Annotated in this window: 22 protein-coding genes; 10 read left to right on the plus strand and 12 right to left on the minus strand. The window is 72.4% G+C overall.

The window, feature by feature from the left end:
- A partial coding sequence (locus HFV08_RS31210) for a hypothetical protein (RefSeq protein ID WP_376770726.1) occupies positions 1-647 on the plus strand: 647 nt, incomplete at its 5' end.
- 533 nt (positions 648-1,180) lie between these two features.
- Here the strand turns inward: HFV08_RS31210 and HFV08_RS26275 are convergent.
- Positions 1,181-1,942 carry a phosphoglyceromutase gene (locus HFV08_RS26275; protein WP_168542948.1) on the minus strand — a complete coding sequence of 254 codons (762 nt, stop codon included), beginning with the start codon at positions 1,940-1,942 and terminating at the stop codon, positions 1,181-1,183.
- A gap of 398 nt (positions 1,943-2,340) precedes the next feature.
- Here HFV08_RS26275 and HFV08_RS26280 point away from each other — a divergent pair, with 398 nt between their 5' ends.
- From HFV08_RS26280 to HFV08_RS26300, 5 genes are all read left to right on the plus strand, one after another.
- The gene (locus tag HFV08_RS26280; RefSeq protein WP_168542949.1) at positions 2,341-3,711 is read left to right on the plus strand and encodes an MDR family MFS transporter; all 1,371 of its coding nucleotides are present in this window, start codon (positions 2,341-2,343) and stop codon (positions 3,709-3,711) included.
- A gap of 36 nt (positions 3,712-3,747) precedes the next feature.
- On the plus strand, positions 3,748-4,389 hold the full coding sequence (locus tag HFV08_RS26285) for an HAD family hydrolase (protein ID WP_168542950.1): 642 nt from the start codon (positions 3,748-3,750) through the stop codon (positions 4,387-4,389).
- A 19-nt stretch (positions 4,390-4,408) separates the two neighbouring features.
- Positions 4,409-5,590, plus strand: coding sequence for a helix-turn-helix domain-containing protein (locus tag HFV08_RS26290; protein WP_168542951.1), 1,182 nt, complete (start codon positions 4,409-4,411; stop codon positions 5,588-5,590).
- Between the two features lie 140 nt (positions 5,591-5,730).
- Positions 5,731-6,150 (plus strand): ATP-binding protein, encoded by a 420-nt coding sequence (locus HFV08_RS26295; protein WP_312885831.1) that lies wholly within the window; start codon positions 5,731-5,733, stop codon positions 6,148-6,150.
- On the plus strand, positions 6,147-6,635 hold the full coding sequence (locus HFV08_RS26300; protein ID WP_168542953.1) for a hypothetical protein: 489 nt from the start codon (positions 6,147-6,149) through the stop codon (positions 6,633-6,635). The genes HFV08_RS26295 and HFV08_RS26300 overlap by 4 nt, the downstream gene beginning before the upstream one ends.
- A gap of 44 nt (positions 6,636-6,679) precedes the next feature.
- On the opposite strand, the gene HFV08_RS26305 is transcribed toward HFV08_RS26300, so the two are convergent.
- Entirely contained in the window at positions 6,680-7,246 is a 567-nt protein-coding gene (locus HFV08_RS26305; protein WP_168542954.1) for a type III secretion system chaperone family protein, read from the minus strand.
- Positions 7,239-8,630: a D-inositol-3-phosphate glycosyltransferase gene (mshA, locus tag HFV08_RS26310; RefSeq protein WP_168542955.1), complete on the minus strand. Its 1,392-nt coding sequence runs from the start codon at positions 8,628-8,630 to the stop codon at positions 7,239-7,241. The genes HFV08_RS26305 and mshA overlap by 8 nt, the downstream gene beginning before the upstream one ends.
- 249 nt (positions 8,631-8,879) lie before the next feature.
- On the opposite strand from mshA, the gene HFV08_RS26315 reads away from it, so the two are divergent.
- The 3 genes from HFV08_RS26315 to HFV08_RS26325 all read left to right on the plus strand — a co-directional run bounded on the left by HFV08_RS26315 (position 8,880) and on the right by HFV08_RS26325 (position 12,714).
- Positions 8,880-9,701: a class I SAM-dependent methyltransferase gene (locus tag HFV08_RS26315; protein ID WP_210430806.1), complete on the plus strand. Its 822-nt coding sequence runs from the start codon at positions 8,880-8,882 to the stop codon at positions 9,699-9,701.
- Positions 9,702-9,998: 297 nt separating this feature from the next.
- Positions 9,999-11,120: an NlpC/P60 family protein gene (locus tag HFV08_RS26320; protein ID WP_312885840.1), complete on the plus strand. Its 1,122-nt coding sequence runs from the start codon at positions 9,999-10,001 to the stop codon at positions 11,118-11,120.
- 310 nt (positions 11,121-11,430) lie between these two features.
- Positions 11,431-12,714: a PP2C family protein-serine/threonine phosphatase gene (locus HFV08_RS26325; protein WP_168542956.1), complete on the plus strand. Its 1,284-nt coding sequence runs from the start codon at positions 11,431-11,433 to the stop codon at positions 12,712-12,714.
- Positions 12,715-12,769: 55 nt separating this feature from the next.
- Here the strand turns inward: HFV08_RS26325 and HFV08_RS26330 are convergent, their stop codons facing one another.
- From HFV08_RS26330 to HFV08_RS26345, 4 genes are all read right to left on the minus strand, one after another.
- Positions 12,770-13,102 (minus strand): DUF2516 family protein, encoded by a 333-nt coding sequence (locus tag HFV08_RS26330; protein ID WP_078845457.1) that lies wholly within the window; start codon positions 13,100-13,102, stop codon positions 12,770-12,772.
- A gap of 126 nt (positions 13,103-13,228) precedes the next feature.
- On the minus strand, positions 13,229-13,981 hold the full coding sequence (locus HFV08_RS26335; RefSeq protein ID WP_168542957.1) for a hypothetical protein: 753 nt from the start codon (positions 13,979-13,981) through the stop codon (positions 13,229-13,231).
- Positions 13,982-14,137: 156 nt separating this feature from the next.
- On the minus strand, positions 14,138-14,671 hold the full coding sequence (locus HFV08_RS31905; RefSeq protein WP_246342076.1) for a helix-turn-helix domain-containing protein: 534 nt from the start codon (positions 14,669-14,671) through the stop codon (positions 14,138-14,140).
- A 337-nt stretch (positions 14,672-15,008) separates the two neighbouring features.
- Complete coding sequence (locus tag HFV08_RS26345) at positions 15,009-15,398, minus strand: hypothetical protein (protein ID WP_168542958.1); 390 nt, start codon at positions 15,396-15,398, stop codon at positions 15,009-15,011.
- Between the two features lie 142 nt (positions 15,399-15,540).
- On the opposite strand from HFV08_RS26345, the gene HFV08_RS26350 reads away from it, so the two are divergent.
- Entirely contained in the window at positions 15,541-16,395 is an 855-nt protein-coding gene (locus tag HFV08_RS26350; RefSeq protein ID WP_168542959.1) for an alpha/beta fold hydrolase, read from the plus strand.
- Positions 16,396-16,450: 55 nt separating this feature from the next.
- Here HFV08_RS26350 and HFV08_RS26355 read toward each other — a convergent pair whose 3' ends face one another.
- The 5 genes from HFV08_RS26355 to HFV08_RS26380 all read right to left on the minus strand — a co-directional run bounded on the left by HFV08_RS26355 (position 16,451) and on the right by HFV08_RS26380 (position 22,920).
- The gene (locus HFV08_RS26355) at positions 16,451-17,197 is read right to left on the minus strand and encodes a class I SAM-dependent methyltransferase (protein WP_168542960.1); all 747 of its coding nucleotides are present in this window, start codon (positions 17,195-17,197) and stop codon (positions 16,451-16,453) included.
- 126 nt (positions 17,198-17,323) lie between these two features.
- Entirely contained in the window at positions 17,324-17,917 is a 594-nt protein-coding gene (locus HFV08_RS26360) for a YbaK/EbsC family protein (protein ID WP_168542961.1), read from the minus strand.
- A gap of 127 nt (positions 17,918-18,044) precedes the next feature.
- Positions 18,045-20,366, minus strand: a complete 2,322-nt coding sequence (locus tag HFV08_RS31215) for a S9 family peptidase (protein ID WP_246342078.1) — start codon at positions 20,364-20,366, stop codon at positions 18,045-18,047.
- 451 nt (positions 20,367-20,817) lie between these two features.
- Positions 20,818-22,290: an FG-GAP-like repeat-containing protein gene (locus tag HFV08_RS32175; RefSeq protein WP_312885832.1), complete on the minus strand. Its 1,473-nt coding sequence runs from the start codon at positions 22,288-22,290 to the stop codon at positions 20,818-20,820.
- Positions 22,291-22,428: 138 nt separating this feature from the next.
- Positions 22,429-22,920, minus strand: a complete 492-nt coding sequence (locus tag HFV08_RS26380) for a MarR family winged helix-turn-helix transcriptional regulator (protein ID WP_168542962.1) — start codon at positions 22,918-22,920, stop codon at positions 22,429-22,431.
- Positions 22,921-23,061: the final 141 nt, after the last annotated feature.

The raw sequence follows: 23,061 nt of genomic DNA on the forward strand, positions 1-23,061 counted from the left end.
GCCTGATCGCCCTCGCCGACGACACCACCCTCGACGGCTTCATCCGCGCGCAGGCAGCTCGGGGACTGGCCGGGGTGGAGGGGTACCGGGACGCAGGTGCCGATCGCCTGATCGCCCTCGCCGACGACACCATCCTCTACGGCGTCATCCGCGCGCAGGCAGCTGAGGGACTGGCCGGGGTGGAGGGGTACCGGGACGCAGGTGCCGATCGCCTGATCGCCCTCGCCGACGACACCACCATCTACGGCGTCATCCGCGCGCAGGCAGCTCGGGGACTGGCCGGGGTGGAGGGGTACCGGGACGCAGGTGCCGATCGCCTGATCGCCCTCGCCAACGACACCACCCTCGACGGCTTCATCCGCGCGCAGGCAGCTCGGGGACTGGCCGGGGTGGAGGGGTACCGGGACGCAGGTGCCGATCGCCTGATCGCCCTCGCCAACGACACCACCCTCGACGGCTTCATCCGCAGGTGGGCAGCTGAGGCACTGGCCGAGGTAGAGGGGTACCAGGATCGCGCTGCCCAGATCTTCACACAGCTCGCTGACGACACCAGCTTCACTGGCCCCGAACGTGCGACATTAGCCGGGATTATTACCACCGTTCGTGGCATCATCCGACGGCTCCTGACCAATGGAGATGTTCGTTAGGCAATCCCTTGAGCCGTCTCCAACCTCGTGTCTGTGCTGGTCAACGGGCTACTGATAGCTGTGCGCACCGATCCGCAGCAAGGTCGTGCCCAGCGGATTCGTAGTCGGTCACGGCGGCCGGACAGTCCGCCGGCCATGGTCAGCGACGCTGATGGCCAGGTTGGAAAGGGCTCAGTCTCTGGGCCTGCCCGGTAAAGCATGACGTTGGGGCCATGATTTTCGAGGTTCGCGCCAAAGTGGCTCCGTAAAACCGTCGAACCGACCGCCCCAGCCGCGACGTACTCCTTCTCTGAGGTCTGGCGGCTGATTGCCGTAGGGCGCGGCGCGGGCAACGGCCGGGCTGGAGCGAGTCGGAGACAGGAGCGCAGGCCCGGCCGGGAGTCGGGCCGCGCGCGGGGAGCGGAGCGGGCGGCCTTGACATCCGCATCGGCCGCTGGCGTCGCCACACATGACGGCCCAGGGACGATCCCCAACACAACAACAAGCCCCCTGCCTGCGGATTATCCGCTGGTAGGGGGCTTGGTCAACGCGGTCTACTTCTTCTTCCCCTGGTTCTTCACCGCCTCGATCGCCGCCGCGGCCGCGGTCGGGTCGAGGTAAGTCCCCCCCGGGTTGACCGGGTTGAAGGCGGTGTCGAGTTCGTAGAAGAGGGGGATGCCGGTGGGGATGTTGAGGCCCGCGATGTCGGCGTCGGAGATGTTGTCGAGGTGCTTGACCAGGGCGCGCAGGGAGTTGCCGTGGGCGGCGACCAGGACCGTGCCGCCGGTGAGGAGGTCGGGGACGATGCCGTCGTACCAGTACGGGAGCATGCGCTGGACGACGTCCTGGAGGCACTCGGTGCGGGGGCGCAGCTCCGGCGGGATGGTCGCGTAGCGGGGGTCGTCGCTCTGGGAGAATTCGGCGCCGTCGGCCAGCGGGGGCGGCGGGGTGTCGTAGGAGCGGCGCCAGAGCATGAACTGCTCCTCGCCGAATTCCGCGAGGGTCTGGGCCTTGTCCTTGCCCTGGAGGGCACCGTAATGGCGCTCGTTCAGGCGCCAGGAGCGGCGGACCGGGATCCAGAGGCGGTCGGCGGAGTCCAGGGCGAGCTGCGCGGTGCGGATGGCGCGCTTCTGGAGGGAGGTGTGCAGGACGTCGGGGAGCAGGCCGGCGTCCTTGAGCAGCTCACCGCCGCGGACCGCCTCCTTCTCGCCCTTCTCGGTGAGGTTGACGTCCACCCAGCCGGTGAACAGGTTCTTTGCGTTCCACTCGCTCTCGCCGTGGCGGAGCAGGATCAGCTTGTACGGTGCGTCGGCCATGCGTCCGAGACTAATCGACCCCTTCCGGCGGGTGCGCGGGCCCACCCCGGCCCGCGCCCGCCGCCCGGCCGGCCGGCCGGCCGGCCGCCGACCCCGGCAGAGCGACGGGCCCAGGAGAGAGACGGGCCCGGCCGGTCGACGACCCCGGCAGGCAGACGCCGACCCCCGCAGAAAGACACCGCCCCCCGCAGGCAGACGCCGCCCCCCACAGAGAGACAACTCCCGTCACGCCGACAGGACCCACCAATGGGATGGCGCACCGGCGGGCGGCTTCGTAGGGTGTGCCTGCCGCTGGTGCCGCCTACTGCGGCGGCCGGGCGGGAGTCCTTCGCGCCACCGGCCAGGGGGGTGGGGACGCCGGGGCAGTGTGGCGTCGGGGAGTGACAGGGGGACACCTGATGGCATTCGCAGGTCTGCGGGCTTCGGTCAGAGCGAGCACCGGCGGTCTGCCGCGGGAGTTCTGGTGGCTGTGGACGAACACGCTGGTGAACCGGCTCGGCTCCTTCGTGGTGACCTTCCTGGCCCTGTACCTCACCCTGGAGCGCGGCTTCTCTGCCTCGTACGCGGGTCTGGTGGCCGCCCTCTACGGCCTCGGCGGGGTGATCTCCTCGATTGTCGGGGGTGTGCTCGCCGACCGGATCGGCCGCCGTCCGACGCTGATGATCGCGCAGCTGTCGACGGCCGTCAGCGTCGCCGTGCTCGGCTTCATGACGCATCCGGTGGCGATCGCGGTCCTCGCCTTCTGCGTCGGCATGGCGACGAACGGCTCGCGCCCGCCGATCCAGGCGATGATGGCGGACATCGTGCCGCCGAAGGACCGGGTGCGCGCCTTCTCCCTCAACTACTGGGCGCTGAACCTGGGTTTCGCGGTCTCCTCGGCCGGGGCCGGTTTCATCGCCGAGGTCAGTTACCACGCCGCCTTCCTCATCGAGGCGGGCATGACGCTGATCTGCGCGGTGCTGACCTGGAGCCGCATCCCGGAGTCCCGCCCGGTCGTCGAGGCGGTGAAGAAGACGACCGGGAGCGCCGGGGCCGAGAAGTCCGAGCCCGCCGCGGTGAACCTGGCGAGCGTGCTGCGGGACGGGCGCTTCATGGCCGTCGTCGGGCTGGCCTTCCTGCTTGCGCTGGTGTTCCAGCAGGGTTATGTCGGGCTTCCGGTGGCGATGGGCGAGGCAGGCTTCACCCCGGCCGACTACGGTCTGGCCATCGCCGTCAACGGCGTGCTCATCGTCGTCCTGCAGATCCCGGTGACCCGCTTCATCGAGCACCGCGACCCCGGGCGGCTGCTCCTGGTGTCCTCGCTGATCGCGGGGTACGGCTTCGGGCTGACCGCCTTCGCCGGGTCGGTCGGCACCTTCGCGCTGACGGTCTGCGTGTGGACGCTGGCCGAGATCGTCAACGCCCCGACCCAGACCGGCGTGGTGGTACGCCTCTCCCCTACCGAGGGACGCGGGCGCTACCAGGGTGTCTACGTGATGTCCTGGTCGGTGGCCGCCCTGGTCGCCCCGCTCGCCTCGGGCCTCGTCATCGACCGCTTCGGCGCCGACTGGCTCTGGGTCGGCTGCGCGGTCATCGGCACCGCGGGAGCGGTCGGGTACGGGCTGCTCATGCGGGGCCTGGAGGACGCAGAGGACACAGAGGACCCCGAGGACGCGGGGGCGACGGCCGTCCCCCATGTCCCCGTCGGGGCCGCACCGGTCGCCGACCCGGAGGCACCGTCCCCGCCCGGACCGCAGACCTCGCCGCCGTCGCCCACCGAATCGGTCTGAGGCTTCGGTAGCGCAAGGAACACGTAGCATGCCGACGTGATCAGGACCGTCGTATGCGACGTGGGCGAGACGCTCACCAGGGACGACCGCTACTGGGGTTCTTGGGCGGACTGGCTCGATGTACCTCGGCACACCGTGTCCGCGCTCGTCGGTGCCGTGGTGGTCCAAGGCCGGGACAACGCGGAGGCATTGCGGCTCATCCGGCCAGGCATCGACATCGAAGCCGCCTACCAGGCGCGCGAAGAGGCCGGACGCGGCGAGTACCTGGACGAGACGGACGTCTACGAGGACGTGCGCCCCGCCCTCGGAGCGCTGCGCGAGAAGGGCATCCGCGTGGTGATCGCGGGCAACCAGACGGTCAAGGCGGGCGCACTGCTGCGCGCCCTCGATCTGCCCGCGGACCTGATCGCCACGTCCGGCGAGTGGGGGCTGGCGAAGCCGGGAGCGGACTTCTTCCGACGGGTACGCGAAGTCTCCGAAGCGCCACCCGAGCAGGTGGTGTACGTCGGAGACCACCCTCAGAACGACGTGTTCCCCGCGAAGCGGGCCGGGCTGCGCACCGCGCATCTGCGGCGGGGCCCCTGGGGCCACCTGTGGGCCGACGAGCCGGACGTCGTGGCCGCCGCGGACTGGAGGATCGACAGCCTCCTGGACCTTGTGGCGCTCGTGGAGTCCTAAAGGGCAGTACTGTGCCGCCATGCCCGCCGACGCCATGCGTGCCGTAGGCCGCCGCATCGCCGCTACTCGCCGTGCCCGGCGCCTCACTCAGGATGAACTCGCCCGTGCTGCGCACATTTCCCCGAGCATGCTCCGCAAGATCGAGCAGGGGAAACGCTTCCCGAGCGATGACACCCTCGACGCCATCGCCGCCGCCCTTCGCGTGGATCCCTCACGGCTGGTCTCCGGTCGCCTCAATGTGGACAGCCGGGTAAGAGACGCGCTACCCGTGATGTCATCGGCCATCGCTGCCTACGATCTGCCAGGGGACTGCCCAGTACGGCCCCTGAAAGTACTCCAGGAAAAGGTGTGGTCAGCGGCGAACTGGCGCCTGTCGTCTCAGTACTTGCAAATCGCACGCCAACTTCCGCCCTTGTTGACCGAGTTGGCGTGCGCGTTCCACGATGCCCGCCCTGAGCACCGAGCTGAACTGGCCGAACTCCTGGTCTCGGCATACCGATCCGCTGACGCAGTCGCCTTCAAGTTCGGAGCACACGATCTCTCTGCTCGGCTCATCGAGCTCATGCGCTGGGCAGCACCTCATGCGGAGAGCCCGATCGTCAGTGCTTCCGTCGCCTACGTCCGCACAGAGACGTTCTTCGTCGCCCGCGCCCATAGACCTGGGCTTGTGGCCCTTGAGCGGGCGATCGATGCTGTCCCGCCACCACGCGACGCGTCTTCAGTCGCCGCCAGGGGTGCTTTGCACATGCGGGCCGCTGTGATCGCAGGTCGGGCTGACGCTGCCGACGCCGCCCGTACACACCTTGCTGAAGCCGGACGGTTGGCACAGCGGGTTCGTGAAGGCGTGTACGCGGGAACGGCGTTCGGCCCTGATTCCGTGCACATCCACGAGGTGTCCGTTGCCGTGAGTCTCGGCCGTGACCACGTACAGCGTGCTCTCGACGTAGCACGCAGATGGACGCCGCCCCTCTCGATGCCCGCCGAGCGCCGGTCCGGGTTCTATATCGAATTGGCCAGGGCACAGCTCTGGGCCGGACTTGCAGATGACGCGTTCGAGTCGTTGAAGACCGCGCGGCAGATCGCGCCGCAGCACACCCGCGAACATCGATGGGCCCGGGAGGATGCGGGAACTCTGCGCAGGCTCAAGCGCGCTGAGGCACAGTCACTCACGACCTTCGCCGAATGGATCGGCGCCGTCTGACGATGCGGTGACACAAGATGTGTCACTTGGCTCGTATTGGCTGACGCACTCTCTGTAACGCCCGTTGAATCGGGCAAACCGCGCTGCGTGCGTATCACCATCTTCCGCGCCCGAGAGGTCGAGCCATGCCCGGAACAGCCGTGTCCACACCCACCCCCGCCGACGCTGTCGCGTTCCAGTACCCGCGGCGGCGTCCGAATGTCGGCCGCGCCCGCCAGGCCCTGCGGCGCCAGCTCGCGCTGTGGCGGGTGGAGGGTGAAGTCGCGGACACCGCAGTCCTGTTGCTCTCCGAACTGGTGACCAACGCGATGGCCGCGAAGACGGCTCCCGGCCGCGAGATCCGGGTCCGCTTCGAGCTGAGCGGCAAGGAGCTTCGGCTCGAAGTCGCCGATGCGAGTGACGAGAAGCCCCAGCTCAGGAACGCGGGGCCACAGGACGAGTCCGGCCGGGGCCTGGCCCTGGTGAACGCCCTGGCCGACGCGTGGGGTGTCGCACCGCGGCTCGGCGTCGGCAAGACCGTCTGGGCGAGCCTGGTGCTGCCGGAGGTGGCCGCCCCGTGACACCGCCGACGCGCGAGCTTCCCGTACGGAGCGCGGGACCCGGTGCGTACAGTGCCCGGCTGGTCGCGCACACGCTCCGCCGCCCCCAGGTCCTGCTGGGCGAACACCGCGGCGACTCACCGCAGTCGGCCCTGCGCTGGCTGCTGCGGCGCGCCCAGGACGTGGCGGACCAGCTGGCCGCCCCGTACGCCCATCCGGTACGGGCGTGGACGGCCGACCGGGACGAACACACCTGGGCCCTGGGCTACTTGACCCTCGGCGAGCCCTACGTCTTCTGGGCCGCGGACGAGGACGGCACCCGCTACGTCTTCAGCACCCAGAAGACCGCGGCGCCGCAACCACCGTCCCCGGCACGGAAGTTCCCCACCGCCAGGACCGTACGGGGCCGGGGCTTCCTGCGGCTCGTCCGCATACCGGGCCGCACGGAGATACCGGGCCGCACCGAGACACCGGGCCGCACTGACGCGCAGACCCGGCGCCGCTGAGAGACGCAGGGGCGGCGGCTCCGGGACTCCGGCCGGGGCTCAGGTCAGGACGGGTCCTCCGGCCCTCCGGCCTCCTGTGCCGTCCCCGACTTCTCCAGGAGCTGGGCGAAGGCGTCCAGGTTGCGGGTGGACTCGCCGCGGGAGACCCGCCACTCGTACTCGCGGCGGATGGCGGAGGCGAAGCCGAGTTCGAGGAGGGTGTTGAAGCTGCCGTCGGCGGCCTCCAGGACCGAGCCGAGGAGGCGGTCGATCTCCTCGGGGGTGACGGCGGCCCGGGGCAGCTTGCCCACCAGGTAGATGTCGCCGAGCTTGTCGACCGCGTAACTCACCCCGTACAGCTTGAGGTTGCGCTCCAGGAGCCAGCGGTGGACGCCCGCCTCGTTCTCGTCCGGGTGGCGGATGACGAAGGCGTTGAGGGAGAGGGAGTGGCGGCCGAGGCGGAGCGAGACGGTGGTGGAGAGCTTGCGGGTGCCGGGGAGCTTGACGACGTAGCTGCCGGGCTCCGGGGACTCCCATTCGAGGTCGGCCTCGGTGAGCACCTGCTCGATGACCTGCGCCTGCTCGGCTTCGCTCGTGTTCCCAGCCGTCTTTCCAGCCGTCTTCTCAGCCATGGTGCGAGCGTACGCGACGGCGGTGTTCCTGCATGGCCTCGGTGTACACCTCGGCGGTGGCGGCGGCGGAGGCGGCCCAGCCGAAGTTCTCCGCGTGCCGGGCGGCGCGGGCGCCCATCTCGGCGGTGAGGCTGCCCGGCGCGTCCGGACCCGGCCGGTGGGTGTCGGCGAAGCGGCGCAGCGCCTCGGCGTAGTCGGCGGGGTCGTGGCCGTCGACGAGGAAGCCGGTGGAGCCGTCGCGCACCGCCACCGGCAGCCCGCCGACCCGGGCGGCGACCACCGGGGTGCCCGCGGCCTGCGCCTCGATGGCGACCAGGCCGAAGGACTCGCTGTAGGAGGGCATGACCAGGACCGAGGCGGCGCGGAACCACTCGGCGAGCTGCTCCTGCCCAACCGGCGGCCGGAAGCGGACCACATCGGCGATGCCGAGGCGGGCGGCGAGCTTCTGCAGGCGCTCGGGCTTGGCAAGGCCGCTGCCGCTCGGGCCGCCGACCACCGGCACGACCATCCGGGACCGCAGTCCCGGTTCGCGCTCCAGGAGGAGGGAGACCGCGCGCAGCAGGATGTCGGGGGCCTTCAGCGGCTGGATGCGGCCCGCGAAGAGGGGGATGAAGGCGTCCTGCGGGAGGCCGAGCCGGGCGCGGGCGGCGGCCCGCGGCGATCCGGCCGGGGCCGCGCCGAAGGCGGCCGCGCCCCGCGGCACGGGCCGGAAGCGGTCGAGGTTGACGCCGGGGTGGACGACGGCGACCTTGGCGGGGTCGGCCTCGTAGTGCCGGATCAGCTCGGCGGACTCCTCGGCGGTGTTGGCGATGAGGCGGTCGGCGGCGCGCACTATCTGCGTCTCGCCGATGACGCGGGCGGCCGGCTCGGGGCGGTCGCCCTCGGCGAGGGAGGCGTTCTTGACCTTGGCCATGGTGTGCATGGCGTGCACGAGCGGGACGCCCCAGCGCTCGGCGGCCAGCCAGCCCACGTGCCCGGAGAGCCAGTAGTGGGAGTGCACCAGGTCGTAGTGGCCGGGCCGGTGGTCGGCCCAGGCCTGCATCGCCCCGTGGGTGAAGGCGCAGAGCTGGGCGGGCAGCTCCTCCTTGGCCAGGCCCTCGTAGGGGCCCGCGTCCACGTGGCGGACGAGGACGCCGGGCGCCAGCTCGACGACCGGGGGCAGCCCGCCGGTGGTGGCGCGGGTGAAGATCTCCACCTCGACGGTGAGTTCGGCCAGGCGCTTGGCCAGCTCGACGATGTAGACGTTCATGCCGCCCGCGTCGCCGGTGCCGGGCTGGTGCAGCGGTGAGGTGTGCACGCTGAGCATCGCGACCCGGCGCGGCTTGCGGTGCAGGCGGAGCCGGGCGCCCCCGGGAGAACGGAGCCTGCTCCCGTACTGGCTCACGTGGCTTCCTCCTCGCGTCGGGCTCACCGCCGCTCCCGCGCCAGGACTGGGCGGGCACGGCTGCGTGGAGGTCAGAGGCCTCCGGTGCAGGAACAACACAAAGGAGCAACACATTTCCGCTTTGCTCAATCCTTACCTTCGCGCTCTCAACCTCGGGGGGAGTGCGCAGGTCAGGGACAAGGGGTGGGGTGCGGCCTCCGGGACCCGGCGGCGGGAGAGCGCCCGCCGCGCCCGCCTACCCTCGTACGCATGGCAGCCCGCACTCCCCCGCCCAGGCCCGTGGGCACGGTGACGCGCGGGACCACCCACCCGAACCGGCTGCGCCGCATGGACCGCTGGATCGCCGCGGTGCACGGACCGGTGCTGCGCCGCGCCGCCGAGCCCCTCGCCGTGGACCTCGGCTACGGGGCCGCGCCCTGGACCGCCGTGGAACTCCTCGTCCGGCTGCGGGGGGCCGCGCCGCGCACCCGGGTCGTCGGGGTGGAGATCGAACCGGCGCGGGTGGCCGCCGCCGCGCGGTACCTGCGGCCGGGGCTGGACTTCCGGCGGGGCGGCTTCGAGGTGCCGGTGCCCGGGCGGCCGCAGCTGATCAGGGCGGCGAACGTGCTGCGGCAGTACGAGGAGGAGCAGGTCGCCGGGGCGTGGGCGCGGCTCTGCGCGCGGCTGGCGCCCGCGGACGCGGCGGGCGGGGACCCGGGCGGGCTGCTCGTGGAGGGGACCTGCGACGAGATCGGGCGGCGGCACGTCTGGGTGGCGCTCGGCCCGGAGGGTCCGCGCACGGTGACCTTCGCGACCCGGCTCGCCTCCCTCGACCGCCCCTCCGACCTCGCGGAACGGCTGCCGAAGGCGCTCATCCACCGCAATGTGCCGGGCGAGCCGGTGCACGCCTTCCTCCGCGACTTCGACCGCGCCTGGGCCGCGGCGGCGCCCTTCGCCTCCTACGGGGCGCGGCAGCGGTGGATCCGCGCGGTACGGGACCTCGCGGCGGACTGGCCGGTTGTCGACGGTCCGCGGCGGTGGCGGCAGGGCGAGGTCACGGTGCGGTGGGAGGCGCTGGCCCCGCGCAACTGAGCGGGCGCGGCGCGGAGTTGACGCCCCGCCGGGTCCGTACGAGGGGCGTACGGGCGCCGGGCGAAGGGGTCGCGGAGGGGAGCCCGAGGGCTCACCAGCCGTGCCTGCCCACCCTTTTGGGTGACAGTGGAACGATCTGCGGGGCAGGATCGTCGATCAGTTCGAGAGGCGAACGGGACGGGACCGAGGCTCTGTCGCAGAAGCGCGAGTCGTGGCACCATCCCGTAAGCGGGGAGAAGTTACTGACGGTAAATCAGATGGCGACACAGTCCCGGCAGTAGCCGGATAGGGGGCTCGATCGTGACGGGGAAGCAGAGGTCGACCTGGGCTGCCATGGCCCTGGTCTGCACGATCACCGTGCTCGCCGTGCCGGCGGTGGCCGAGGCGGCGCCGGGGAGACCCACACCGCGGCCATCGGAAACCGGCCAGCCGGGCGGGGCGGACGGGGGCGCTCAGCCGGACGGGGCGGGGCGGACCGCCGGGTCCTCCGACCTGGACGAGGTCCGCAAGCGGCTCGACAAGCTCTACCACGACGCCGGGGTGGCCACCGAGGCGTACAACGCGGCCGAGGAGAAGGCCGACCGGCAGTCGCGGCAGCTCGTGGCGCTGGCCAAGCGCATCGTGGACGGGCAGACCAAGCTCGACGGGCTCCAGAAGAAGGCGGGCGCCGCGGCCCGCGCCCAGTACCGCGGCGGGGGCCTGCCGCCCGAGGCGAAGCTGATGCTGAGCGAGGACCCGCGCAGCTTCCTGGACGGCACCGACCGCGCCCGCCAGGGCCAGCAGGCCACCAAGGGCCTCCTCGGCGAACTCACCCGCACCCAGGAGGACTTGCGCCAGTACGCCGAGGACGCCTCGGCGCAGTGGAAGAAGCTGGAGGCCAACCGCAAGACGAAGGCGGCGGCCAAGAAGAAGATCAAGAAGCGGATCGCCGAGGCCGAGAAGGTCGAATCCCGCCTGGAGAAGGAGGAGCGGGCCCGGCTCCAGGCCCTGGAGAAGGCCGCCCAGTCCAAGGCCCAGGCCGCCTGGCTCGACTCCGGGATACTCGACGAGATCAAGGGCAAGGCCAGCGCCGCGGGCAGGAAGGCGGTCGCCTACGCGAGCGAGCAGCTCGGCAAGCCCTACGAATGGGGCGCCGAGGGCCCCACGACGTACGACTGCTCGGGCCTGACCTCACAGGCCTGGCTCTCCGCGGGCCGCACCATCCCGCGCACCTCGCAGGAGCAGTGGCGCCGCCTCCCCCGGATCGACATCCGCGAGATGCGCCCCGGCGACCTGATCATCTACCACGACGACGCCAGCCATGTCGGCATGTACATAGGCGGCGGCTCCATCATCCACGCGCCCCGGCCGGGGCGGCATGTGACCGTCGCGGGCGCGGGCTCGATGTCGATCCTGGGGGTCGTACGGCCGGACAAGTGACCGGCGCGCACGACCGCGGCGGGACGGCTCCGCCAGGAGGACCGATGCCGAAATACCCGCCATGGAACGGCAAAACGGTCAGCGGCGACTGACGCGGCGTGCCCCGCAGGAGGCGACGGCGGGGCACGTACGTGACCTTTCTCATCCTTCCCCGACCAAGCGGGCGCCAACTGCCCAGCTCGCAGGGGCATATGACAGGGGCCGGTTGCCCCACGCCATTCCCTTGCGGCCCGGCGCGGCGCTATGGTCCCCGTCGGCAGCGCGTCGACTGGCGCCCGCCGTGCCCTCGGGGGGAGGGAAGGAACCGACGATGACCGCATCCGTACCGCGGCAGAGGCAGGTCCCGGCCGCGGAAGGCGGTCCGGCGCCCTCCGACTCCGCACCCCCGCCCGCCCCCGGCGGCGGACTCACGCTGCTGCTGATCGACGACGACCCGGCGGGCTCCTTCGGCGTCCCCGAGATGATCGACGCCGAGGGCAGACCGGTCCGGGTCCGCACCGCCCGCAACCTCACCGAGGCGGAGCGCCTGCTCACCGAGGACGTGCACTGCATCCTCCTCGACCTCGCCCTGCCCGTCCCCGCGGGCCGCACCGCGGAGACCACCGGGGAGCTGGTCACCCTCAAGCACGTGCTGCGGCTCGCGCCCCGGCAGGCGGTGCTCGCGCTGACCTCCTCGGGCGACGCCGAACGCGGCGCCGAGGCGGTCCGGGTCGGCGCGCAGGACTACCTCGTCCGCGAGGAACTCGACGAGCGGCTGCTCAGCCGCGCCATCCGGTACGCCGTGGAGCGCAAGCGCGCCGACATCGCCCAGCGCCAGCTGACCGAGTCCCGGCTGCGCGCCGAGGAGAACGCCCGCCTGGAACGCGGACTGCTGCCCACTCCCCTGCTCCAGGGCTCCCCGCTCCGCTTCACCGCGCACTACCGGCCCGGCCGCTCCCGCGCCCTGCTCGGCGGCGACTTCTACGACGCGGTACGCACCCCCGACGGCACCGTGCACGCGATGATCGGCGACGTCTGCGGGCACGGCCCGGACGAGGCCGCCCTCGGCGTGGAGCTGCGCATCGCCTGGCGGGCGCTCACCCTCGCCGGGCTCTGCGGCGACCGGCTGCTCTCCACCCTCCAGGAGGTCCTGGAGCACGAGCGGGCCAGCGAGGAGATCTTCGCCACCCTGTGCACCCTCGACATCGCCCCCGACGGTCGCCGCGCGGGCCTGTGCCTGGCCGGACACCCGGCCCCGCTGCTCTCCCGGCCGGGCCACCGCGCCCAGCTCCTGCCGTACGAGGACGGCGGCCCCGCGCTCGGACTGCTCCCCGGCGCCCGCTGGCCGCGCCGCCAGGTGGAACTCGGCGCCCGGTGGAGTCTGATGCTCTACACCGACGGCCTGATCGAGGGCCGCGTCGGTGAGGGACGGCAGCGCCTCGGCCAGGACGGCATGGTGGAGCTGGTGGCCCGCAGCTTCGCGGCGGGCCTGGAGGGCGAGGAGCTGCTGGAGTCCGCCGTGAACGAGGTACGCGACCTCAACGGCGGCGACCTGACCGACGATGTGGCGGTGGTCCTCCTGGACCGCGGCTCCGGCGGAGGCGCGGGGCACTGAGCCCCGGGCTTTCGGGCTTCCGGGCTTCGAGTGAGCCGGTAGCGGGGCGGGCGCCTCAGCGACCGCCGTTGTACGGCCCGTACGGCCCGTCGCTGCTGGAGCCGCGGCGGCGGCCGCCACCGCCCGAGACGGCGCGTACCGCGGGACGGACATCCACCATGTACACGATGGTCGCGATGAGCCCGATGATCGGCAGGAACGACAGGATGCCGAAGATCCAGTTCACGATGAACGCGAGCGCGAGGATGACCAGCCAGAACGGCTTGGTCTTCTTGTCCGCCGCGCGGAAGGCGTCTTCCCGGCGGATCGCGGCGTCGACCAGCGCGAAGCCGCTGAAGAGGATCAGGGCCGTACTCAGCAGCCACATGAATCCCGCGAACCCCTGCATCAGCACAACGTCCACCACCAGACTCGGGTCATATCTACGCGGACACGGTAACCCGCCATGTCACCCCGCTACCCCGACAACGGGCCGGGCACTCGGGAAGTGCCCGGCCCATGACCACCGGCCTGCTCACTTGGCGGGCGGCGTGGACTTCTTCGCCGCGGACTTGCGCGGGGCGGAGGTGGTGGCCGGGGTGGCCTTCTTCGTGACCGTCTTGCGGGTCGGAGACGCGGCGGCCTTCGTACCGGAGGCGGCCGTGCCGGAGGCGGCGGGCTTGGCAGCCGTACCGGTCGCGGGCTTGGCGGTCTTCGCGGCCGGCTTGGCGCCCGCGGGCTTCGAGGTCACGGGCTTCGAGGTCGCGGGCTTCGAGGTCGCGGACTTGGCGCCGGCGGGCTTGGCCGCGGGCTTCTCGTCCTCGACCTTGACCGACTCCGGCTCGACCACGATCGCGATCTCGGTGAGGTCCTCGGCGGCCTCGCCGCGCCAGGTGCGCACGGTCTGCTCGCCGTGCTCGGCGACCTTCTCGTAGGCCTCGCGCGCCTTCACCGCGTACTCGAAGGCCACGCCGACACCGCGCAGCGCGGCGCCCTGGGCGCTCTCGCCGAGCTTCTTGACGTCGGAGTCGAGGGTGCCGAGCAGCTCGTTGACCTTGGCCTGGAGGGTGTCCTGCGCCTCCTTGGCCCGGGTGGCGGCCTTCTCCTGCACGGCCTTCGGGTCGGTACCGCGGACCGCCTCGAAGCGCGCGGGGGCCTCGGCGACCAGCTGGTCGACCAGTCCGGGCACCTTCCTGGCCTGCTGCAGCGCGAGGTCGGCGGTACCGGCCGCGAAGTAGAACGGCCTCGGGTCGGTGAACGTCTTACGCAGGTCGTCGGCAATGGCCATGACTGGTGTCCTCCCGGATCACTTCGGTTCGGTTCGCTTCGGTTCTCTTCGGTGTGACGGGTGGTGCGTCGTATCTCTTCGGTGTGGCGGTGGCGCGTAGTCGTGGGTGGGCGGTCGGCGCCCGCCCTCAGGCGAGCGGCCACCCGGGCGCGCTGTTCATCCGCGCTCCCCGCCCCTTCCGTCTCCTTCTGCTTCTGGTTCTGCTTCTCCCTCTACGTCGGCCCGTCCGGCGCCGGACTGAACCCCGGCTTCGGACGGAGCACCGGCGCCGGACGGAGCACCCGAGTCGGTACGGTCCTGGGCCGCCGCCTCGTCCGGGGGCTGGTCCGCGGTCTCGGGCCCGCCGCTGCCGTTCTCCTTCCGGAAGGATTCGTAGATCTGGAGGAGAACCTGCTTCTGGCGCTCGTTGAGCGAGGGGTCGGCCAGGATGACGGCGCGCGTCTCCAGCTCGTCCCGCTCCTTCTCGTCGAGGATCCCGGCCCGCACGTACAGCGTCTCGGCGGAGATCCGCAGCGCCTTGGCGACCTGCTGCAAGACATCCGCGCTCGGCTTCCGCAGCCCGCGCTCGATCTGGCTCAGGTACGGATTCGACACCCCGGCGGCATCGGCGAGCTGCCGCAGGGACAGCTGCGCCGTACGCCGCTGCTCCCGCAGATACTCACCAAGCCCGCCGACGTTGAGTGAAGCCATACGAACAGCGTGCCGCCCACCGCTAACTATTGCAAGCAGCCGCTTGCAATAGTGTGCGGGGTCACTCCGGCGGCCGGAGCCTGGGCATGACGGGTGACGTCTTCCCTTCCACGACATCTGTCGTCATCCGGGTCCGGGTCCGGCCTCTTGGCGCAGGTGCTCTCGGAGCGGGCTCCGCGGGCCACCGGAAAGCGGCGGTGTCGGTGGGCTCCGCCAGGGTGTCCGTCGTGGAGGCATTGGTGGAGCGTGTCGACGGTCAAGATCGCGCGCTGGGGGTGGTCAGCCGTCGGGAGGCCGATGGGCTGCCGGCCATGGTCGTCGAGGTGGCAGCGAACGGTCAGGCGTCAGGGTCGACTTCGGGGTGCGTGAACCGCACGGGCTTGCCCAGCGACCGGGCGTAGGCGATTTCGGCTCGGGTGCTGTCTCCGATGTAGTCGCCGACTACGAGTGCCTCGTCAGCGAGCCGGATCTTCGCTCGGTGCAGATCGTCGAGTCGAGCCTTCAGCGCCTCGGCCTCGGCAGGATCGGACGAGAGTCCGTCCGGCGACTTCATGTCGTACCCCGGCTTGACGACGATCCTTCCGACTCTGGTCTCTCGCAGGTCGGCCTGGGTCATCTCGCTCATGAAACGGGTGGAGCCGCAGATCACGACGATGTGCGGGAGGCTCAGCCGCTTCTTCGCGTCGGCGAGCTTCTCCTCGGGGGTGAGCAGGTGCGGGTGTGACACTGATTCCTCCTGGTGATCTGGTCCGCCTGGTGGTGTGGTCCGCGAAGAACGGCGGGCCGGTGACCTTGTGCCCGCCGATCTCCTCGCGAGCCGCCGGACCCCAGCGCCTTGCCCCGCAGATCGTCCTATTGGAGGCTGAGGCATGCACAATGCGCCGACCTTCGTCTTTGTCCATGGGGCCTTCGCGAACTCGTTCTCGTTCGCGCCGTTGCAGGCCGAGCTCGCCCTGCTCGGACACCGCTCGGCCGCGGTCGACCTTCCGGGGCACGGATTCGAGGCCACCTACCCCGCGGCCTACCAGGCTCCGCAGGATCTCGGTGCCCTCGCCGCGGAGCCGGGGAGCATCAAGGGCGTCACGCTCGCCGACAACGCCGCCCGCGTGATCGGCGTCCTGGAACGGGCCAAGCGGAACGGGCCCACCGTCCTCGTCGCCCACAGCAGGGGCGGCGTCACGGCCACCGCGGTCGCCAACGTGCGGCCCGAGCTGATCGACCGGATCGTCTACGTCTCCGCCTGGTGCCCCGTCGAGCTGGCCGTGGGCGACTACTACACCCAGCCGGAGATGGCGGGCGTCGACCCGGGGGCCTTCGCCGCCACGCTCGTCGGGGACCCGGGAGCGCTCGGTCTGCTCCGGACCAACTTCCGCACCGCCGACCCGGCCGCGCTCGCCGCGTTCAAGGACGCCTTCGCCGCCGACCTCACCGACGACGAGTTCCGGGTCTTCCTCAACACCTTCCAGCCCGACGAGAACCTCGACGCCGGTACGTCCGCCGACCGGGCGCAGGCCGCGAGTTGGGGCCGCGTGCCGAGGACCTATGTGCGCCTGGCCGCCGACGCAAGCCTGCCGCTCGCCGTGCAGGACCGCATGATCCGCGAAGCCGACGCGCTCACCCCGGACAACCCCTTCGACGTCCGGACCCTCGAAGGGAGTCACCTGGGCTGGCTCGTCCACCCCCGGCCCGCCGCCGAGTTGCTCGCGGACCTCGCGGCGCTCTGACCCTCCGCGAGGCGGCGGTCCGCGTCCGGCTGGCGGCCGTGGACCGCCGCGCTCCCTACCTCTCCCCCGGCGCCGGGTCCGGCCGCCGCGCGACGAAGACGAACTCCCTGCCCGGGCGGTCGGGTGCCTCGCGTACGTCCTCCAGCACATATCCCTGGGCCGTCAACTCGGCCTCGATCTCGTGCCGTTCGCGGAAGCGCAGGGTGGAGTCCGAGGTCAGGACCCGGCCGTCGGCGGCGAAGGCGTAGGTCGAACGGAAGGCCACCAGGGGCAGGTCGACCTCGGTGGTCTCCAGCCAGCTCTCCACGGTGCCGACACCCGGGATCTCCGTCACGCTGTACGAGGACTCGCGATTCCACTCCTCCCAGGCGCGTCGGGCCGGGTCCCGGGTCTCGAAGACCAGGTGGCCGCCGGGTCGGAGTGCCTCGTAGGCTCCTCGCAGGGTGCCCCGCCAGGTCGCGGGATCGGTGATGGCCTGGGCGACATTGGCCGTCATGGTGGCCAAGTCGACGCGCAGCGGCGGGAGTTCCGTCGCCTCGCCGCAGATCCAGCGCACCCGTTCGCTGCCCGGCTTGCCGCGGGCCACGTCCAGGGAGGCCCGGGCGGGGTCGACGCCGGTGACCTCGATCCCGCGGTCGGCCAGCAGGAGCGCGAAGACACCGGTGCCGCAGCCGATGTCCAGCACCCGGCGCGCCCCGAACTCCGCCGCCATCCCCAGGTACGCGTCGAGATCGCCGCGGTCCGGGTCGAGGGGGTCGTAGACCGCGGCGAGGCGGGGATGTCCGTAACACTCGTCAGCCATACGGCCGAAGGTAGCGGGAGGGGTTCGCCGATCCCCACTCCTTTACGGGGCTTTACGGGGCGCGGTTCGGTGTGCGGAGGCCGCGGGGTCGACGGCGATGCCGGCCGGGGTGGGGGCCGGTGCGCTTCATCCGGCCGCCGTGGCGAGCCCCTCCAGGACTTCCACGTACGGGAGTTGGGCGATCGCCTTGCCCGGCAGGATGAGTTTGCCGCGGCGGCTGCCGCTGCCGACGAGGACGTACGGGGCGGCGACGACCGCGGCGTCGACGAGCAGGGGCCAGTCGGCGGGGAGGCCGAGGGGGGTGATGCCGCCGTACTCCATACCGGTGCGGGAGACGGCGGTGTCCATGTCGGCGAAGGAGGCCTTGCGGGCGCCCAGGTGCTTGCGGACCGTCCTGTTGACGTCGACCCGGGTGTGGGCGAGGGCGAGGCAGGCGGCGAGGGTGGTCTCTCCACCGCGTCTGGCGGCGACCACGACGCAGTTCGCGGAGGCTTCGAGGGGGACCGCGTAGCTCTCGCTGAAGACGGCGGTGTCCGCCTTGCCGGGGTCGGTGTCGACGTAGCGGACCGACTCGGCGGCCTCCCGCGACTCCCAGGTGCGCAGCGCCTCGGCGACCGGGGCGGCGAGGGTGTCGGCGGCCTCCAGGGCGCTCCGGACCTGGGAGAAGTTCCCGAAGGGGAGGTGGGGGTCGGGGTGCGGGCGCGGCTGGTCGTCGGTCATGGGCGGACTGTAGCGGAGGCCGTCGCGGTCACCTCACCGCCGTCGCCGCGCCTCACCACCGTCGCCGCGCCCGCCTCGCCGTCACTGCCGCCGGCCTCGCCGGGCCGCGTCCGCTCCCCATACGCACTCAGACGCCCAAGTGCCGTCGCAGGAACTCCAGTTGGTGCACCAGTAGATTCTCCGCGACCTTCGTGTCGGTGGGCAGGTGGGTGGCCCGGGGCAAGGGCAGGACCTCGTGGGGGCGGCCCGCCGCGAGGAGGGCGGCGGACAGGCGCAGGGTGTGGGCGGCGAAGACGTTGTCGTCGGCGAGGCCGTGGACGAGCAGCAGCGGCCGGGTGAGCGAACCGGCCTCGTGGACGGGCGAGTTGTGCACGTACACCTCGGGGTGCCGGTCGGGGTGGCCGAGGTGGCGTTCCCGCCAGTGGGTGTCGTAGAGGCGCTGGTCGGTGACGGGGGCTCCGGCGACGGCGGCGTGGAAGACGTCGGGGCGGCGCAGCACGGCGAGCGCGGCGAGGAAGCCGCCGAAGGACCAGCCGCGGATGCCGACCCGGCCGGTGTCGAGCGCGGGCCGCAGCCGGGCCGCCTCGGTGAGCGCGGCCACCTGGTCGTCGAGGACCGGGGTGGTGAGGTCGTGGTGGATGGTCCGCTCCCAGGCGGGGCCGCGCCCCGGGGTGCCGCGGCCGTCCACCGCCAGTACCGCGAAGCCCTGTTCGGCGAACCACTGGGAGACATACGTCCACCAGGTCTGCTCCGCGCGGACCTTGCACATCGCCGGACCGCCGTACGGGTCCATCAGCACCGGCAGCGGCGCGTCGCCCGGGCGGTGCCAGGAGGGGAGGAAGAGCGCGGCGCGCAGGGCGCGCGGGCCGAGGGTCAGCAGCTCCATCCGCGGTTCCAGGGAGGGGAGTTCGGCATGCGAGGTGAGGGTGCGGAGCGGTGCGAGACCGCCGCCCGCGTACGCCTGCTCCGCCCCGCGCCGGTGCACCTCCTCGCGCCCCTGTCCCTGCCCCTGCCTCTGTCCTTCTCGTTCTCGTTCTCCTGCTCCCTCTCCGTCTACGTCTCCGTCCCGGTGGATCGTGGTCAGGGTGCCGGGGCGGTCCGGCACCCGGGAGGTGAGGACGGTGGTGCCGGCGCGCCTGGTGCCGTCGTACACGCCAGGCTGTCCGGGGCTCAACTGCCGTAGCCCGCTGCCGTGTTCGTAGAGCCAGAGGTGTGTCTCGGTCGGTTCGTACGCGGCGGTGAAGAGGACGGACTCGCCCTCCACCCCGCGCAGGGCGGTGAGTTGGAGGCCCGGAGGTGTGACGGCCTCGCCGTCGACGACCAGGCGGCGGGTGCTGACCACCGGGGCGTCCGGGGCCGCCGCGGCCTCCGGGGCCGGATGCTCGTCGCGCGGGGCCGGGTGCTCGGAGCGCGGGGCCGGGTGCTCGTCGCGCGGGGCCGGGTGCTCGTCGCGCCAAGTGACCAACTTTCCGGCGGTGGTTCGGGCGGGCAGGCCCGGTACGAGTTCCACCCAGGCGGAGTCGTCCAGCGCGGCGAGCGGGGCGGTGGTGCCGTCCGCGGGGTCGACGGCGAGTACGCGCAGCTCACACTGGTCGCGGCTCTGCACGGTGGCGCAGGGGCCGTGACCGTCCCAGTCCGCCGCGGTCAGATACTCGAACTTTCTTCTGTTCCAGTCGACTTGAACGGCTTCCGGGCCGAGACCGAGCTGCCCGGGGCCGAGGGCGCCCGCGCGCGCGTCGACCAGCCACAGCCGTACGTCGGCGTTGGCGGTCCCGGCGGCCGGGTACGGGAAGGAGACCGGTTCGCGGGAGGGGTCGGCGGGGTCCGCGATGTACCAGCGCCGCACCGGCGAGGTGTCCACCCGTGCCACCAGGAGGCGCTGCCCGTCGGGCGCCCACCAGTAGCCGCGGTGGCGCATCATGGACTCGGCGGCGACGTGTTCGGGCAGCCCGTAGACCACCTCGGGCCCTTCGGGGCGGGCGAGGGCGCGCTCGTTGCCGCCGTCGGCGTCGACGACCCGCAGGGCGCCCCCGGCGACGTAGGCGATTCGGGTTCCGGTGGGGTCGGGGCGGGGGTCGAGTACCGGTCCGCGGGTGTCGAGAGCGCGGACGGTGTCCCCGGCGGGGCGGTACGTCCACAGCCTGCCGGAGAGGGCGAAGGCGAACAGGGCGCAGTCCCGGTCCGCGGCGAAGCCGACGATGCCCGAGGCCGTCTGGCGGGCCCGTTCGCGCCGTACCCGCTCCTCCGCCGACAGCTCCTCCTCGGTGCCGTCGAGCAGCGTCCGCGGGTCGACGAGGAGGCGCTCGCGCCCCGAGGCGCAGTCGAAGGACCAGAGGCAGGTGACCGGGTCGTCGCCCGCCCGGCTGCGCAGGAAGTAGACCGTGCCGCCGTCCGGCGAGAGGGTGAAGTCGCCGGGGACACCGAGGCTGAAGCGCCGGGTACGGGCCAACTGCCCCGGCAGCGCACGGACATCGGCAGGGGTTGTTGCGGAGGCAGAGGTCGTTGCGGAGGCAGGGGTCGTTGCGGAAGCAGTGGCCGTGTCGGCGCCAAGGCCCTTGTCGGCAACGGAAGTTCCGGCAGTTTCAGGGCTTCCGGCAGTTCCCGCAGGGGAGTTCGCGGGCCGGGGGGCGGGAGCGGAGTCGTCGGGGCCGGGCGTGGCGGGTCCGGGCGTGGCGGGGCCAGGGGCATCGGGTGTGGGCATGGCGGACAGGCTGTCAGGCGAGCGGCGGGGACGCAGGTCAATTCCGGAGCCCCCGGCGCCCGGAGTTCCCGCCGTCCGGAGCCACCACCGTCCGGAGCACCACAGCAGCCCGCCCTCACCCACGGCTGGGCAGTGGGTGAGGGCGGGCTGCGGTGCACGGCTGCTGCGGACGGCTGCTCAACTGCCGTTCAGGCGTGGCTCAATGGCTGCTCAGCGGCTTGCCGTACTTCTGGGCCGTGGTCAGGTACGGGAGGCCGAGGGTGCGCGGCGAGAAGGAGGCCGCGGCCTTGACCGAGGCGCCGGGGAGGAGGAGGGCGGCGCCCAGGGAGGCGTTCTCACCCGGGGAGCCGACCGTGAGGTCCGGTACGCCGTCCGCGTCGTGGTCCCCGGCGGCGACGGCCGCGCCGAAGGTGTCGCCCGCCTCGGCGGTGCCCGGGACCCCGGCGGTGTCCTGGTTCCAGGCCACCGAGGTGGCGGCGCCGCTGTCGTCGAGGAGGCCCTGGGCGCCGCCGCGGAGCAGCCAGGCGGCGCCCGCCACCGCCTCGGTTCCGATGGCCTCGCCGGGAGCGCCCGCGATCAGGTCGTCGCGGCCGTCGCGGTCGACGTCGGCGACGGCGAGGGCGGCGCCGAAGCGGTCGCCGTCCTCGGCCACGCCCGGCACGCCCGCCGTGTCCTGGTTGAGGGTCTGGCTGCGGCTGCCGAACGAGCCGCTCGCCGGGCTTCCGTAGTGGAGGTGGATCCCGCCGCCCCGGGCGAGTTCCTCGGGGCCGCACGGGTCGTCGATGTTCTCGTCGGCGATCTCGCGGCATTCGCCGAGCGCCAGGTCGTCGTGGCCGTCGCCGTCGAAGTCGCCCGCGGCCAGGGCGGTCACGCCCGCGTTGTCCGTGTTCCAGAAGTTGGCCATCGCGGACTCCTCGGCGTCCCACTTCCACAGCCGCACATGGGACTGGGTGAAGGGCTCGCCCGCGGTCCAGTACGCCACGGCCAGGTCCGCCGCGCCGTCGCCGTCGAAGTCGCCGGTGGCGAGGACGGGGGCGCGGTCGCCCATGGAGTCGGCGACGACGGTGGTGACCATGCTGTCCTCGCCCTGGGCGACCCGGGCGACGACCTTGCCCGTACCGCCGATCACGATCTCCTTGTTGCCGTCGCCGGTCAGGTCGGCCGCCGCGACCGACTTCCCGTACGCGGCGGACGCCGAAGGCCCGGTGAGGACGGTCGACCCCGGCCCCGGACCGGACTTCGAGCCGCCGAGGGCGAGGACCGTGCCCACGTCGGTGCCGAGCCCGGTGATGTCCTCGCCGGGGGCGCCGGCGAGGAGTTCCGCGATGCCGTCGCCGTTGAGGTCCACCAGCGCCACCGAGGCGCCGAAGCGGTCGCCCGCCTCCGGGGTGCCGGGCAGATCGGAGGTGGACTGGGTGACCCGGAGGCTCCCGTGGGCGCCGACGCCCTTCGGGCCGCCCCAGACGAGGTTCACGTACCCGGCCTTGGCCCGGCCGTCCACGGTTCCGTCCGGGACGCCGACCGCGAGATCCGCGTACCCGTCGCCGTTGAAGTCGCTCGCGGTGCCGCGCGGTGCGGCGGGGGCGGCGGCCGCGCCGGACGGGAACACGAACCCGGCGGTGGCCGCGGCGGCGGCTATGGCGTACGTCAGGATGCGGCGGCGGTGCGGCACGGAGGCTCCCCCTCGTCGACGGGCACGGACTGTCAGGTGTGACCGCCGAGGGGCGTGGCTGGTTGTACGCGGACCCGGCCTGATCCGTGATCCCGTGCCGTCGAGCCCGGCCCGGAGCGCCCGGCCCGGAACAAGGGCCTACTGCTTCCCCCGCTGGCGGGCCCGCCGTACCGGTCGCGGGCTGTCGACGGGGGTCGCCAGATGGCCGCGGCTCAGGCGGTCGAGGGCGCGCAGGAAGGTCTCGCGCTCCTCGGCGGGCAGGGCGCCGAGGGCCTCCTCGTGCACCCCGTCGACGAGTCGCTGGCTGCGGGCGGCGACCTCGGCGCCCTGCTCGGTGACCGCGATGATCCGGGCCCTGCGGTCCGCGGTGGAGGGGCGGCGTTCGGCGAGGCCCGCCTGCTCCAGGGCGTCCACGGTGACCACCATCGTGGTCTTGTCCATGTCCCCGATCTCGGCGAGCTGGGCCTGGGTCCGCTCCTGGGCCAAGGCGTGCACCAGGACGCAGTGCATGCGCGGGGTGAGGCCGATCTCGCCCAGGGCCGCGGCCATCCGGGTACGCAGCACATGGCTGGTGTGGTCGAGCAGGAACGAGAGGTCCGGTTCCGTGCGCGGGGGCGTCATGGCGGTCATCCGACCAGGGTAGCCAGTGTCGTTCCGTAGGGGATTATCCGGTTCGGGAGGCTTGGGGACCTCCCCCGGCCCGCGGGGACGCAGGAGCCGCCCCCACTCCGGTTTCCCGAGGGCCGAACAAGGTCCGTGAAATATAGTCCG

Source organism: Streptomyces physcomitrii, assembly GCF_012273655.1.
GTDB lineage: Bacteria > Actinomycetota > Actinomycetes > Streptomycetales > Streptomycetaceae > Streptomyces > Streptomyces physcomitrii.